General features: G+C 58.9%; 19 protein-coding genes and 2 tRNA genes. 8 read left to right on the plus strand and 13 right to left on the minus strand.

Annotation, left to right across the window (positions count from 1 at the left end; genetic code table 11):
• Positions 1–10 precede the first annotated feature (10 nt).
• On the plus strand, positions 11–418 hold the full coding sequence (locus ACO9S2_RS05760) for a response regulator (RefSeq protein ID WP_423720995.1): 408 nt from the start codon (positions 11–13) through the stop codon (positions 416–418).
• Between the two features lie 136 nt (positions 419–554).
• Here the strand turns inward: ACO9S2_RS05760 and ACO9S2_RS05765 are convergent, their stop codons facing one another.
• The 5 genes from ACO9S2_RS05765 to ACO9S2_RS05785 all read right to left on the minus strand — a co-directional run bounded on the left by ACO9S2_RS05765 (position 555) and on the right by ACO9S2_RS05785 (position 4,683).
• Positions 555–1,307, minus strand: coding sequence for a 6-carboxytetrahydropterin synthase (locus ACO9S2_RS05765; protein WP_423720996.1), 753 nt, complete (start codon positions 1,305–1,307; stop codon positions 555–557).
• A gap of 84 nt (positions 1,308–1,391) precedes the next feature.
• Positions 1,392–1,988, minus strand: coding sequence for a DUF3501 family protein (locus tag ACO9S2_RS05770; RefSeq protein ID WP_423720997.1), 597 nt, complete (start codon positions 1,986–1,988; stop codon positions 1,392–1,394).
• A 64-nt stretch (positions 1,989–2,052) separates the two neighbouring features.
• Positions 2,053–3,327, minus strand: a complete 1,275-nt coding sequence (locus tag ACO9S2_RS05775) for a heterodisulfide reductase-related iron-sulfur binding cluster (protein WP_423720998.1) — start codon at positions 3,325–3,327, stop codon at positions 2,053–2,055.
• A gap of 109 nt (positions 3,328–3,436) precedes the next feature.
• Positions 3,437–3,865, minus strand: coding sequence for a rubrerythrin family protein (locus ACO9S2_RS05780; protein WP_423720999.1), 429 nt, complete (start codon positions 3,863–3,865; stop codon positions 3,437–3,439).
• A gap of 392 nt (positions 3,866–4,257) precedes the next feature.
• On the minus strand, positions 4,258–4,683 hold the full coding sequence (locus ACO9S2_RS05785) for a hypothetical protein (RefSeq protein ID WP_423721000.1): 426 nt from the start codon (positions 4,681–4,683) through the stop codon (positions 4,258–4,260).
• Between the two features lie 91 nt (positions 4,684–4,774).
• Between ACO9S2_RS05785 and ACO9S2_RS05790 the strand changes: the two genes are divergently transcribed.
• A complete protein-coding gene (locus tag ACO9S2_RS05790; protein ID WP_423721001.1) occupies positions 4,775–5,050 on the plus strand; it encodes a MoaD/ThiS family protein in 276 nt (91 codons plus the stop codon).
• A gap of 209 nt (positions 5,051–5,259) precedes the next feature.
• Here the strand turns inward: ACO9S2_RS05790 and ACO9S2_RS05795 are convergent, their stop codons facing one another.
• Positions 5,260–5,547 carry an HU family DNA-binding protein gene (locus tag ACO9S2_RS05795; protein ID WP_423721002.1) on the minus strand — a complete coding sequence of 96 codons (288 nt, stop codon included), beginning with the start codon at positions 5,545–5,547 and terminating at the stop codon, positions 5,260–5,262.
• 305 nt (positions 5,548–5,852) lie between these two features.
• On the opposite strand from ACO9S2_RS05795, the gene ACO9S2_RS05800 reads away from it, so the two are divergent.
• The 4 genes from ACO9S2_RS05800 (at position 5,853) to ACO9S2_RS05815 (ending at position 7,321) form a co-directional block, all read left to right on the plus strand.
• Positions 5,853–6,410, plus strand: coding sequence for a hypothetical protein (locus tag ACO9S2_RS05800; RefSeq protein WP_423721003.1), 558 nt, complete (start codon positions 5,853–5,855; stop codon positions 6,408–6,410).
• 5 nt (positions 6,411–6,415) lie between these two features.
• On the plus strand, positions 6,416–7,063 hold the full coding sequence (locus ACO9S2_RS05805) for a YkgJ family cysteine cluster protein (RefSeq protein ID WP_423721004.1): 648 nt from the start codon (positions 6,416–6,418) through the stop codon (positions 7,061–7,063).
• 47 nt (positions 7,064–7,110) lie between these two features.
• Positions 7,111–7,187, plus strand: a tRNA-Arg gene (locus ACO9S2_RS05810).
• Positions 7,188–7,245: 58 nt separating this feature from the next.
• A tRNA-Lys gene (locus ACO9S2_RS05815) sits at positions 7,246–7,321 on the plus strand.
• A gap of 243 nt (positions 7,322–7,564) precedes the next feature.
• On the opposite strand, the gene ACO9S2_RS05820 is transcribed toward ACO9S2_RS05815, so the two are convergent.
• The 6 genes from ACO9S2_RS05820 to ACO9S2_RS05845 form a co-directional block, all read right to left on the minus strand.
• Complete coding sequence (locus ACO9S2_RS05820; protein WP_423721005.1) at positions 7,565–7,921, minus strand: helix-turn-helix domain-containing protein; 357 nt, start codon at positions 7,919–7,921, stop codon at positions 7,565–7,567.
• Complete coding sequence (locus tag ACO9S2_RS05825) at positions 7,918–8,256, minus strand: type II toxin-antitoxin system RelE/ParE family toxin (RefSeq protein WP_423721006.1); 339 nt, start codon at positions 8,254–8,256, stop codon at positions 7,918–7,920. Before ACO9S2_RS05825 ends, ACO9S2_RS05820 begins: the two co-directional genes overlap by 4 nt.
• Before the next feature lie 401 nt (positions 8,257–8,657).
• Positions 8,658–9,662 carry a hypothetical protein gene (locus tag ACO9S2_RS05830; RefSeq protein ID WP_423721007.1) on the minus strand — a complete coding sequence of 335 codons (1,005 nt, stop codon included), beginning with the start codon at positions 9,660–9,662 and terminating at the stop codon, positions 8,658–8,660.
• 10 nt (positions 9,663–9,672) lie between these two features.
• Positions 9,673–10,128: a c-type cytochrome gene (locus ACO9S2_RS05835; RefSeq protein ID WP_423721008.1), complete on the minus strand. Its 456-nt coding sequence runs from the start codon at positions 10,126–10,128 to the stop codon at positions 9,673–9,675.
• Positions 10,129–10,222: 94 nt separating this feature from the next.
• Positions 10,223–10,741 carry a DUF1264 domain-containing protein gene (locus ACO9S2_RS05840; protein WP_423721009.1) on the minus strand — a complete coding sequence of 173 codons (519 nt, stop codon included), beginning with the start codon at positions 10,739–10,741 and terminating at the stop codon, positions 10,223–10,225.
• Between the two features lie 301 nt (positions 10,742–11,042).
• The gene (locus tag ACO9S2_RS05845) at positions 11,043–11,798 is read right to left on the minus strand and encodes a PSP1 domain-containing protein (RefSeq protein WP_423721010.1); all 756 of its coding nucleotides are present in this window, start codon (positions 11,796–11,798) and stop codon (positions 11,043–11,045) included.
• Positions 11,799–12,053: 255 nt separating this feature from the next.
• Here ACO9S2_RS05845 and ACO9S2_RS05850 point away from each other — a divergent pair, with 255 nt between their 5' ends.
• Positions 12,054–12,299, plus strand: coding sequence for an ImmA/IrrE family metallo-endopeptidase (locus ACO9S2_RS05850; protein WP_423721011.1), 246 nt, complete (start codon positions 12,054–12,056; stop codon positions 12,297–12,299).
• Between the two features lie 34 nt (positions 12,300–12,333).
• Here the strand turns inward: ACO9S2_RS05850 and ACO9S2_RS05855 are convergent, their stop codons facing one another.
• On the minus strand, positions 12,334–12,807 hold the full coding sequence (locus ACO9S2_RS05855; RefSeq protein ID WP_423721012.1) for an EVE domain-containing protein: 474 nt from the start codon (positions 12,805–12,807) through the stop codon (positions 12,334–12,336).
• 75 nt (positions 12,808–12,882) lie between these two features.
• Here ACO9S2_RS05855 and ACO9S2_RS05860 point away from each other — a divergent pair, with 75 nt between their 5' ends.
• Positions 12,883–13,698, plus strand: coding sequence for a YdcF family protein (locus ACO9S2_RS05860; protein WP_423721013.1), 816 nt, complete (start codon positions 12,883–12,885; stop codon positions 13,696–13,698).
• Positions 13,699–13,703 lie beyond the last annotated feature (5 nt).

The raw sequence follows: 13,703 nt of genomic DNA on the forward strand, positions 1-13,703 counted from the left end.
GATACACACCATGGAGCGACCCGATCAACCGAAGGCAGAGACGAGGACGATTCTGCTGGTCGATGACGACAGCATTGTGCGGGAGATTGCGAGTGAAATCTTAACGATGCAGGGCTACCATGTCATAGAGGCGCCGAACGGCCATGAGGCGCTCCAACGGATGTCGAACGGGAATGGCCCGATCCATCTCCTGTTGACCGATATCATGATGCCGGGCATGAACGGACGCGAACTCGCGGAACAGCTCATCGTCAAACAGCCGACTCTTCGAGTAGTCTTTATGTCGGGATACAATGAAGACGACCTCCTGCGCAAAGGAATCTCCAGCCGCTCAGTCACCTTTGTGGCTAAGCCCTTTACCATCCAAAGCCTGTCATCTGCCGTGAAAGCCGTCCTGGACGGGCAGGACAACACATAAAACGGACCCTCCGTCCAACGAGTCTCCTCCCGCTGAATGAACCGGAAAAGGTCCGGCAGGGCCTCGGTGAAACCTTTGTCGCTCGTTTCACGGGGAATCCCCGTTGAAGGGGAATCGGGCAGGAACCGTCGGCGAATCAGCCGGCGTATTCGAAGGTCAGATCACGGGTCTGTACAAGGCTCACTTTCTGTAACGTCCCGCCTGACACGCGGCCGGTGAGCCGTTCCCAGATGGCCCTGGCGAGCTGGTCGCCGGTCAGAGACGACACCCCCAGGACCTCACCCAGGTGGTGCTGATCGAAGGGCTTCACTACCCGCGCCTGCATCAGCCGATCGAGCGCGCCGATGTCCGTCACCATGCCGGTCACCGGGTCGATAGGGCCGTGCACCGTGACAAAACAATCCCAGGTGTGGCCCTTGCAGCCATCCAGCACGGCCGTGAACGAATAGCGCCGCACCACGCTGGCCACATCCGGTCCGGCCGCCTCACTCACTTCGGCATAGAGGTCTTCATCTTCGCACAGGCGAACCTGGTGCAGCCTCCCGATATCCGGCTGCGACTCCAGCTTGCTCCACAGCACCTGGGCGATGTTTTCAGACGTCGGAATCCGGTCGGTGAAATAGGGCATGTCCAGATTGAAATTCTTATGGTCGAACTCCTCGATCATATCGAGCAACACCCGCTTCAGATCGAAGAGGTTGATGACCATGCCGGTCTTCGGATCCACTTCACCGGCCACGGTCACTTCGAGCAGATAGTTATGGCCATGCGCCGGCGGGTTGTAGCAGGGACCAAAGACCGCGCGATTCTTGGCCTCATCCCATTCCGTCCTGACATACCGATGGGAGGAGGAAAACTCGATGCGCTTGGTCAGTAAGACAGGGGGCATGTGATCTCCCACATTCTAAGTGCTGAGTGCTGCGTGGCAACTACAAAAACCGGACGCTCCAATACCTCACTCAGCACGCGGCACTCAATTCTCGGCACGTTGGGTCAAGTCTGAGAGCCATTCTTCCCGCATGCTCCCAGGCACGGAAGCCGCTTCGCGGTAGCCATTGTGATCGACACTGAGGGTGACGCGCTGGCGAAGATCGGCCAGCGCCGCAATCATCGCCGGAGTCGGGCGGAACCGGACGAAGTGCACGGCGCTGATCTTGGTCTCGTGGCTATGACCGCCTTCGAACTCGCCGAAAATCCGCTCGTTTCCGGCGACAATCGCCACCTTCTGGCCGTGATCCAACCCCATAAAGGTATCGAGCCAGTGTTTCATTCTGGCTTCATCCGTAATCTCGATCAAAAGAGTCGCGCTGAGTTCGCCATCTGATGGCAACAGGGCATTATAGACATCCAGCTCTTCCTGCACTTTCACCGGATCGAAAATCCGTTCGACCCGGATCATCTCCTGGATCTGAAATTTCAGCGTCTCCCGATTCTCGAACACCAGGGTGATCAGCGGACCGACTGAAATCCTTCGGCGCTGCTTGAGCGCAATGATGCGGGACCGAAATTCCTCCCGCTGCCGCTCATAGTCGGCGTAGGGGATGACTTCATCCAGGGTGATGCCCCTCATCGCCGGTCTCTGCTCCACTGGTTGGAGGGCTCGACACGCGTACCACGTGACAGGTGACGAGTTCTCATGACGGCAACCCGTACGCATCACGAACGATTTGGATCGGATGCTTGGCCGGCCGCCCGCCGACGTGCGCCGACGCGCCGGCTTGATCGAGCTGCAACCCGGCCAACGGACAGTCCGACGCAACGAGGTCGGCAGGCGCTTGTTCAATGGCCCGCACCGCTTTCTTCGCAATGGTCATGGACAGAGGAAAAAATTCCGTCTTGGCGGACCAGGACCCGTCATGACCGGAGCATTTTTCGATCACGTCGACCTGCGCCCCGGCACATTCCATCAGTTCTTTCGATTTGAACCCGATATTCTGATCACGCAGGTGACAGGGAATCTGGTAGGCCACGCGGCCGGGCTTGCGCACAAAATCCGTCGCCAACACACCCTCGCGCTTCAGCATCATCAGGTATTCGCAGATATCAAAGGTGCGTTCGCTGACCTTCCTGGGTTCGTCACCGGCGAGCAATGCCGGATATTCCCGCTTGAGCATGAGGCTGCAGCTGGGCACGGGGACCACGACATCATATCCCTGCTCGACCCAGGGAAGCAGCGCACCGATATTGGCTTGCGCCGCTTTCTGCATCGCGACTGTGTCGCCGAAATCGAAGGACGGCATGCCGCAGCATTGCTGATCCGGCACGGTGACGATAATTCCGTTTTTCTCCAACACCTGTACCGTCGCCTTCCCCACATCGGAAGCCTGGTAATTGACCAGGCAACTGGCAAACAGGGCGACTTTCTTCTGCGCCGGCCTCGGAACAGGTGGGGCCGGTCTGCGCTGAAACCACCGTACAAATGTTTCCGATGAAAAATGCATGATCCGGCGCTCTCGATGGACGCCCATCACCCATTCCATCACTCGACGGACCGGGCCCAAGGCCAGCACCCGATTCGTAAACGGCGCCGCGATCGTAGACAATCGGCCGATCAGATCGGTCTGGACTAACAGACGATCGCGCCAGCTCACCCCTCGCTCAGCGGCGAACCGCTGCTTCCACAACACCATGAGCTTGGGAAAATCCAGCGCGTATTGATGCGGCGGGGTATAGGGGCAATGGTTGTAACAGAGCTTGCAGTAGTAGCACTCATCGACGACCCGCTGATGCTCAACCGACATGACCTTCTCGACATGGCCGTGGTGCCGATCGACGCCGTCAAGGAGCGTGTTAAAGGAGGGGCACAGGTTGAAACAGCGGCGGCACCCGTCGCAGATTTCATAAATCCGCAAGGTGTCCTTTTCCAGCTGCGCCGGATCCACTGGCGAGATGAGGCTCAGACCTTTCATGGCCGGTATTGTCTCCCGATATCCTGCGAGAACACAAGGCGGAAAATAGGAAGGGTGGATCAAGCCGCAGCCTGATCCACCCTTCGGTATACTCTGCGCCGGACCGGAACTAGCCCTGCTTCAGGCTGTCGAGTCCCTTCTGGAACCGGTTGGCATGCGACCGTTCCGCCTTCGCGAGGGTTTCAAACCACTCGGCGAGTTCGGCAAATCCTTCGTCCCGCGCGGTCTTCGCCATACCCGGATACATCTGGGTATATTCGTAGGTCTCACCCTCGATCGCGGACTTGAGATTGGCCTCCGTATTGCCGATCGGCACCCCGGTGGCCGGATCGCCGACTTCCTTCAAGAAATCGAGGTGGCCGAACGCATGGCCGGTTTCGGCCTCCGACGTGTCGCGGAACAACCCGCCCACATCGGGATATCCCTCAATGTCCGCGCGCCGCGCGAAATACAGGTAGCGCCGGTTGGCCTGCGACTCGCCGGCAAACGCGTGTTTGAGATTCTCATGGCTCTTGGTTCCCTTTAAGCTATTTCCCATTTAAGTCCTCCTCCTACCTAGGGATCGAATGGTTCTGACTGTATGACGGCCTACCTGACAGCCTAGGCCGTATAACACAGCCGCCTCGCCGGATCAACGGGCCAGAAGGCTCATGGCGTTCCGGACCACTCCGGCGGATTACCGTCCGTCTCCGACAAGGCCTTGCAGTCCTGAGCGTTTGACGACAGCAACGGGGGCACGATCCGCCTGGCAATCGCCAAGCCGGGATCGTTCAATAGGATACCCCGCGCAGGCCGCGAACAATCCCAGGCTCAATCAGGAAGACCCCGTCAAGCGTCGTCTGGCTCATCTGCATGTCGCCCCCCATTCATCGACTCATGTCGCTTGAGGGGCGAAGGACCTTGCGGGACAAACAGCGCATTCTCACCGTGTCAGATCGGCCCACCGGATTCTTCGGGTGAGGATCCGCCCGGATCGACAATATCGGGCCCTTCGGGGTACAGTTGCTGGAGCCGGTCGATGAGCGGTTGGGCGGCCGGCGTACTGGGGCGCGTCGGTTCGCTGGGCGGATGGTCCCACGTGATGGTGCGGATACCGGCCTCACGCAAGACTGAACGGATCGCCTCGAGGCAGGCCTCTAAGGTAAGCTCGTCGCCGTGGCGAAGATCCAGCACCCGTTCCTGCCGAAGCGCAGGGGGCGGATCGGTATTGACGAGCGCCCAGCACCGGTCGAAAATCACCCTGCGCACCGCCGGAGGAATGTTCAGCGAATCGAGATCAGAGGTACAGAGCGCCGACACGAAGAGGACAAACTGCAAATCCGGCATGCCGGGATTGTTGATATCTAAGGATTGCATAACGGAGCTATTATCGGTGGACGCTGCCACCGAGTCAACGTCTGCGCCCTCTATCGGCGGCCTCGTCACAGGAACAAAGGAGTCGTCCGCAATGGTCACCATCATGCTCACAGGCCAACTACAAACCGCCGACGGAGAACGCGATCTGGCCTGCGAAATCCCGACCTCGATGTCCGTCCGGCAAGTGATTCAACGCCAAGGCGTGCAACTCCGCCATCTGTTGCAACTCCTGCGCGAAAAGAAGGTGTTGGTTACCATCAATAAGCGGATTGCGAGCGAGGATTCGCTGGTACAAGACGGGGACGCCATTCGCCTCGTCGGACACGACGGGATGGGAGGAAGCGGCCTGGGCCCCTCCCACGTATGAGACGTTCCCCGCAGACAACCGGACGGGAACCCGGTCTCGGCTTCGCGTACACCTGATCGTCAAAACACTGCCGCACTGATCAGCCTTCTGTCCGAAACGGAAAGGGCCGGTTTCCACGAGGGAAACCGGCCCTTCTTGTGTCGTCATCTGCAGCGGATGAAGCCGGATGAACGGCCATGGCGCTGCAACGGCGCCAGACGGAAATCCTGTTACTTCTTTCCGAGGATTGCGTCCTTCGCCACCTTCGCGACGCGGAACTTCACCACACGCTTGGCCGGGATCTTGATCGGCTCACCGGTCTGCGGGTTCCGGCCCATGCGGGCCTTGCGGTTCGCCAGCACCAACTTGCCGATACCGGGCACGGTGAACACATTCTTGGCTTCACGATAGGCCAAGGCGGCGAAATCGTCCATCATCTGGACGGCAGCCTTCTTGGTCAAACCGGTCTTCTGGGCCATGTAGTCGGCGATCTGCGACTTCGTCATTGATTTTGCCATTCGAGAACCTCCTTGGAATTGAGAGAAAGTAAGAACACGGAACCGATGTTGCCTTGCCTCTCGTACGAACACCCGGACTCAAATTCGTGTATCGAAAAACCCGCCTCGCTGCGTGATACCGCTAAAACCCGCGAGAGTGTAGCCAAGAGTCTCCAGGCTGTCAACGGGAAAAGCTCCCGTCTGGCGTGGGAAACAGCCTACAGAGCCCTCTTGCAGTTCCAAGACACCCAGGGGTAGAGTAGCCGCTATGTGGGGTCAGCGGCCCGCCCTCGTTCATCCACGGTGACCGGCGCGAAAGGATTTTCATGGGCAAGGAACTCCCGATTCTTCCGGCAGCGGCGCAGCCTTCGTCATCCGAACAGGCTGAAGCGTTTGTCTATTCCCGCGTATTCTGCCAGAAGGAAAACTCGCCCCCCCTCAGGCTCTTGATCGACTTCCTGAAAGCCCGCGGCCAAACGCCGATCGTGCCCTCCAACATCGACGACGCGGCGCTCGACGAATGGGCCTGGGTCAGAATTTCACTGGGTTATCATCGCGATCGCCAGCCGGTGCAGCTGTTTTGCGTGCGCGACCGGGGCAGCTACCAGGATGTGTTTGAGCAGGAGCAGAAACAATTTGTCGATCTCCTGACCGCCTATGAGGATATTGAGGCGCAGCTCGCGCAAGAATATGTCACCCGATCGCGGTTCATCCTGACCACCCGTTTCTCCAAATCTGACATCACCGACGAAGGCTATGATTTCAACGGCTGGATTCTGGAGTTCTACCAGGACCAGTGCAATGGCATCGTGCAAATCGACGACCAGGGATTCTACTCTCCGAAGGGCGATCTGATCGTCGATATGGCCCCCCAAGAGGATTAGCCCTCGTGGCCTCTACGCCTCCACTGGCGGTGCTCCCCTCCACACTTTCGCAAAAGACGTCACGGTGGTTTGAACGGGCCACGGCAGCCCTCTTGGGCCAAGTGCCCTGCCGCGCAGGCTGCTGTCGCTGCTGCATCGGACCCTTTCCCATTACCATCCTGGATCGCAAAAACATCGAACGTGGACTGACTGAGCTCTCCACTCACCGACGGCAGGCAATTCAAGAACGGGCGCTCACCCAAATCGCCGGCATGGAAGCGGCATTCCCACAGCTCGCCGCATCCCCCTTTCTCGATCACTGGCCCGATCCGCTGATCGAACAGCTCGTCGAACAATTTGCCGACCTGCCCTGTCCGGCGCTCGACTCCGACGGGCGCTGCGCCATCTACGCCTTCCGGCCCCTCACCTGCCGGTCTATGGGAATCCCCTCAGAAGAGGACGGAACGGTGGAGGGAGCCTGCGAGATACAAACGTCTCTCCCCGTCATTCGACTCTCCTCGGCGCTTCGCCGGGAAGAAGAGCAGCTGGCCGGAGAAGAGGCCGAGCAACTGGCTGCCATGCAGCGAGAACACCACGTGGCAGGAGAAGAACTCCTCCTGCCGTACGCCTTTCTCCCGGAAAATCCGGCCCTCACAATCGACAAGCCCTCCTAGACAGAGTCTTTGGCCCTGTGCTATGGTGACGCTCCTTGCTTGCGGGAGCGCCTGTAGCTCAGCTGGATAGAGCATCAGCCTCCGGAGCTGAGGGCCACAGGTTCAAATCCTGTCAGGCGCACCACCAGCAAGCAGACAAGGATTACGACCGCCGCACATCCCCGCAACGTACATACCTAGGTGGGCCGTTAGCTCAGTTGGTAGAGCAGCTGACTCTTAATCAGCGGGCCGTAGGTTCGACCCCTACACGGCCCACCAAAATCAACCACTTACAAGCCGCAGTCCTCCTCCAAGTCGCCGGGGTAGACACCGTGTAGACGGTCACAGAAAATATTTTCTGTGATTTTTCTATTTCTTCTCCCCCTGGAACCAGTACTGAAGAAGATCTTTCAAAGCGGGTTGGTCTTTGAAATTTTTTGTCATATTTCTTTCAAAGCCAGCATGATCGACAAAGGGAAAGAAGGCGCGGCGGGTACTGTTGATTGAGGGGAATTTCTCGCATTACCCAGTAACTTTTTCTAACTTCTTGGCAATCTTCGTCCGTATGGTCCCGCGTCGCTGCCCGCGTGGAGCCTTCCGGACTGTGACTTCGACATCTTGTCCGAGCAGCGAGAGAAAATGGACCAGCCGTTCAATGGAAAATCCCGCCATCTGCCCTGCCAACAATTTTGATACCTTCGCTTGGTCAATGCCCAACTGATCCGCCGCGTCAACCTGCTTCCACCCTCGTCCTTTAATCGTCTCTTGGAGTGCTTGAAGCAGACTGCTTTTCAAAATCAGTTCGGCGGACTTTTCTTCGGAGAATCCCAAATCCCGAAACACATTCCCGCTGCCCTTGGTCACCGCTGCACGTGTCATAAATCTTGCTCCTTCCGCCACTTCACCAAATCAGCATAGCGCCCCTTGGCTAGCTGGATATCGCCTTTCGGGGTCTTCTGAGACCGCTTCTCAAAGACATGCAGCACATAGACGGCTTCTTCAAACTTCGCCAGGTAGAGCACTCGATAGGCTCCGCTCTCATCCCGCACTCGGATCTCATTGACCCCAGCCCCAACCGTGGGCATAGGCTTCCAATCGTCCGGCTCTTTCCCCTGCTGCACTTTGAAAAGCTGGTGCCCCGCTGTCTCCCTGGCATCCGCAGGAAGCTCCCGCATGTCCTCCCGCGAAGCCCCTACAAAATGCACCGGCTTCATTCAATCCCACTCATGGCTTTATGATATGCCATAACTGGCATATCAGCAAGAGGCTTGCAGATAGCAAACCGCCTTGAACCTGGAGTAACGGGGATACAAGCGAAATGACTCGGCAAACTCTTGTGGCCCGCTCCTCTTCATCAGCGGGCCGTAGGTTCGACCCCTACACGGCCCACCAAACCGCACTTCGTGAGACCCGCCCGCACTTTATCGCTTTATCGTAATTATTGCGGGCGGATAAACCCCTTGGCACGGGCCCTTCTCTCCCAACCAATCCTAATCATACCGTAACCGCAATTTGCCCTCTCAAGACTGGCTTGGCATCGCCTCTTCAGCCCGCCTCCACCGTGCCAGGCACCCTAGAGCTGTCCTTAGCTCAAGGCACACACAGAGCCCCTGCGTCAAAACCGATAGCTGCCGCCAAGCGAATAGATCGTATCGTTAAAGTCTTTCGTCGCCACCGTAGAGGTTCGCTGGGTCCGCTGGAAGGACGCCGAGAGACTCACCACAGGGCTGAGGCGATAGCGAAACTCCGCCATGCCCTGGTGGCTGTCATCATGCCGGTTGAAATGCGTATCCCCGACCAAATCACTGGTAAAGTCTTTGCGCCGGTAGATGTAGGCCAGATGCAGGAGAAGCGACTCCGTCAGCGTGAGGTCCGTTCCGGCCCAAACGGCGTGCAAGCGGTACGAAACATCATCGTTGAATTGCGTATCACCGCGGCCATCAGCCAGACCCAGTTCATAGAGGTAGCCCAACCCCAGGGAGACCCGGGCATTGACCGCATACTGAACTTGCGGGCCGAGGGTCCAGAACTTCGTGTCACGCTCCGCAAACGCCTCATTGTACGTGCGGAGCCCATAACGCCCGATGAGCGTCACCGTCCACGACTCATTCATTCGATGCTCGAGTTCCGCGCGCACCGTCTGCGAGGAGACGCGCTCCTCCTGGATCAACTGGTTCCCGGTGCGACGCTCGAAATTGGGGCCCAGAAACTGGTTGGGCACATTCCGGTACCGGAGAAGGAGCGAGGTGTCCCGGGAGAGCCCCTGTTTGAATTGCGCCCGGAAATCGCCGTGGTTGTAGCTCGGATTGTTGGTAAAAATGAATCCCTGGGCTTTGATGGAAAGCTCGTTGGGTCCGAGCGTCGAGGAAGAAGAGCGGATCACTTCAAGCGAGGGATCCCAGATGACGTCGGACAACCGGCTTGGGAGGCCGGTGGGCTGGCTCGGGTCTTCGCTGAATTTCAGACGGCGGGCGGCGGAAAAATTGGTCACGTCATCAGTGTACGAAACCTTGCCCTCGGCAATCGCCGACCATTGCGCCATCGCGCGATGAGGCATGAAGAGCGGAGCCAAGAATCCCAGGAGGAGCACGAAGCCGGTAAGAGGAAATGCGCGGGCCATCCGGGCCTGCTTACGGCCGGCCGAACGACCGCACGTAGAGCAGCACCTGCCACGCTTCTTCTTCGGTAAGGATAAGCGGGACAAACGACGCCATATCGGTCCCGGGACTGCCATTCTTGAGGATCCACAAGAGTTCGCCGTCCGTTCTGGCCGCCTGCCAGACCTTGTCGGTGAAATTGCGGGGGAGCTTGCCCCGCAGCCCCTCGATATCTCCCAGCCCCTTTCCATCGCGCCCATGGCAGGTCACACAGAAGGCCTTCCCGTGAAACAGCGCTTTCCCCTTCTCGATATTGTCCTCGGTTGAGGGAAAGGGGTTCGTCCAGGTTCGGGCCTCTTCAATCTTATCGATCGGCACCCGTGGCCGCAGGACGGCTTCGTCTGCAGCCCAGGCCAACCCGCTCCACAGGCTTGAACCCGATAGGACAAGCGCCGCGAGCCTGCTCCAATACGGCCGCTGAAGACGCATGCTCCCTGACTCCTGATGTGAGTGATCTCCGCGCGCGGGACACGACCAGGCCGGCCCGATCCATTAAGAAACGAGCCGGCCGTTCGTCGGTTGCTTACTTATCAGAATGACCGGGGAACTTGTGGCCCAGCGACTGCGGGAAGCTCACCGTGCCGTCCGGGAATTCCTGGCCATGCTGCCACAGATGATAAATCACGCCATCCGTCCCTGCCGCGACTTCCGCCACTTTCGCGGCCTGGTCCGCCGGCATATCGAGAATCTGGACACGGCCTGTGGCGATTTCTACTTTATGATCGTGGAAGTGACGATGCCACTGAATGGCCGGGAGCTTTCTGGTCAGATCTTTCGCCACAAAGTACTCGATCCCCACAAGCGGGGCCTTGGGATCAGTCGATTCAAACAGCAGGCACTGGAGTATCTTGTCTGAAATTCCCTTGCAGTAATGGTGGTACGGGCCACCCGGCGTGCCGTCGGCCATCAGGTGTGGAGCCTGCACATGGATATCGTATCCAACGGCAGGGCTTGTGGGCTCGCCGCTGACCGCCTTCTGAGGGGCCACGCCGGCACAACCAATGGCCGCCACCGCAATCATGGCTAACAGTCCTTTTTTCATAACCAGTTACCTCCTGATGTGGGTTGGATGATGGAACCGAGTGACCTCCTGATCCCCAGAGAAAGCCTTACCCGTTTAGAGTGACGTGGGCGAAAAACGATTCAGAACATTTCTCCCGAATCCGTCGCGCCCTCTGCACAATAAACATGAGTTGCCATTTATGCCTGCGGACCTGTCGCCGCTCATCATCGACAGCCGCCCTGTGGAGACGCACTTCGGCAAGGTCTATTCGCCCAATCCCCCCTGCCTGAGAAACTGAGCCAACCCGACCGCCTCTCTCTTAAAGAGAGTAACCGAGAATCTAGGAAGAAAGAGATGGGGGAGCCGGCCTGGCCGGCGTAATGAGCTTCTGCGCGGACTGCGGGACATTGCCCTGCGCATCCATCATTTCAAACATCAGACAGCATTTCAGCCGCCCGCACACGCCGAGCAGCCGGGGATCTTCCACTTGCAACCCAAGCCCCCTGGCCTGCTTCACGGTCACCGGCTTGACTTCCGTGAGGAAGCTCGCACAGCACAGCACCAGGCCGCAGGTATCGATCCCCCCTAACCGCCGCGCCTCTTCGCGTACGCCGACCTGCCGCATTTCGATCCGCCCGCCGAACCGTCTGGCCAGATCCCGAACGAGCTCGCGGAAATCGATGCGATCGTCGGCCGTATAGACAAATGTGAGTTGCCGTCGCTGCAACGCGCCGAACACTTCCACCAGTTTCAGGCGGAGCTTGAACTCCGCGGCTTTCGTCCGGCAATAGCTGGTCGCTTCGTGGGACAGCCGCTCCAGCCGGGAGATCAGCGCCGCATCTTCCTGATTGGCTTTGCGAAGAATCGGTTTCAAGACACGCATCGGGGGAATGAACGGGGTGCGATAGGGCTCGGCATAGACCACCCCGTACGTCACCTCGCCGTCCACCTCGAGCAGGACCCGGTCGCCGACATGCAGCGGCAGTTCCCCCGCATCGAGCTTCTTCACTTCCCCGCGATCGCGAACCTTGACCTCGGTCAACCTCACCGAGTGGGGATACGTCTTTGAGAGTTCATCCAGAATGGCCTGATCCATGGTGCGGCATAATACACGAAATCCCTCTCAAGGGGAACCAAAAGCCACCCCGGCCCTGCCCTCTCCCCATCACCGGGGAATTCCCCGAAGAGCCCCATAACACGTTGATATGTAAAGAGTGCACAGAAGGACACTCCGCACGATCTTTGTGGTACTGTAGCCGTAGAACAGGAAGGGTGCGCCCCGGACCCTGATTCGGCCAGCAGCAGACCAGACGGGCATCCGCCACCGGATCGGATAGAACAGGTTGTGACGATGCGAATACCGACTCGAGTCGTGCTTCCGTTCGGGTACCGTATTACGGTCCGTCAATTGACGGACGCCGAGATGGACAGGCGGGACAACAATGCCGACGGCATCTGGGACGCCGATAGCAAGACCATTTATATCCGCAAACGTCTCCCCGTCACGCGACGCCGCTACATTCTGGCGCATGAGTTGGGCCATGCCTGGCTGGACTGGCAACACCGGTACTTGGATGAAGGGAAAGCCCGCAGTTAACTCCCGGTTACCGCTGAGCGACACCGGATCTCCGTCATCCCGAGGCCAGCGTGACGATGTGCTGCCACTCGGCCTTCGTCACAGGCTGCACCGATAACCGCGACCCCTTCCGAAGCAGGACCATCCCTTTGAGCAACGGCTCCTCACGGAGTCGGTCCAGTGAAAGCGGCACGGACAATTTCTTCACGAATTGAATATCCACCATGTCCCAGCGGGGTGCGGCAGGCGTGCTGGCGGGATCAAAATGTGCGTGGCCCCGTTCGAACTGCGTCGGATCCGGATAGGCCGTCTTCACCACCCGCGCAATCCCGACGATAGCGGGCGGGTCGGCGTTGCTATGATAAAACAACACCTGATCGCCCGGCTTCATCGCGCGCATAAAATTACGCGCCTGATAGTTCCGCACCCCGTCCCAGCCGGTGGTCCGCTTCGGCGCCAAGGCGAGATCCTCGATAGAAAACACCGACGGCTCAGACTTCATCAACCAATACTGCCGTTCCTGCGACATGCCGCTCATCCTCTCTTGGTCAATCACGTCACGACTGCTATGCTGGAGCTCTCTGCCCGTCGATAAGGAGCTGCCATGGACATGACCCCATTTTTCTTCGGTCTCTACAAGCTCGTCAAGTATGGCGTCTACCCCCTGACGTGGGTCGCCGGTTTTGCCTGCCTCACCCTCATCCTCGCCTGGCTCCCGCCGACTCCGGCGCGCCGACGCCGGCTCCGGCTTGCCTCCACCATGACATGCCTCTTATTGCTCCTGGCCACGGCGCCGGTCATTGCCAAACCCCTGGTGAGCATCCTGGAAGGCTGGCCTCCGGCGCAACCGGCGCGCTCCGAAGCCCCGCTGCAGGCCATCGTGGTGCTCGGCGGCGCGATTTACGACAAAGGTACGCTGCGCCCATCGATTGAGCTGTCTCCGGATTCACGGCTGCGCACCCTCTGCGGGGCCGAGCTTTATCGCCAAGGACTTGCGCCCACCGTCCTGATCACGGGCGGAGATACCAGCCTTTTCGGATCCGGTCCCACTCTTGCCGCCGCGATGAAGGAGTGGGCCATCCGGCTCGGCGTGCCGGAGGCCGCCATCCTCACCGACGATCGCGCCAGAACCACCTACGAGAACGCCCTCGGCGCCAAACGGCTGCTTGGAGATCAGACATCCATCTTGCTCGTGACCTCAGCCGGCCATCTGTGGCGCGCCACCGCCCTGTTTGAAAAACAGGGATTCCGGGTGACCCCTGCCGCCTGTGGATTTCATGCGAAACACCGGGTGGCAGACCTGTGGAACGAGCTCACGCTGTTTGACTTTCTTCCCTCAAGCTGGGCCTTGGAACGAACAACGGAAGTGGCCGGAGAAGCAGTAGGCATGGCCGTATATCGATTGGCTGGGAAACTATAACCCTC

It is taken from the genome of Nitrospira sp. NS4, assembly GCF_049546785.1.
Classification (GTDB): domain Bacteria; phylum Nitrospirota; class Nitrospiria; order Nitrospirales; family Nitrospiraceae; genus Nitrospira_D.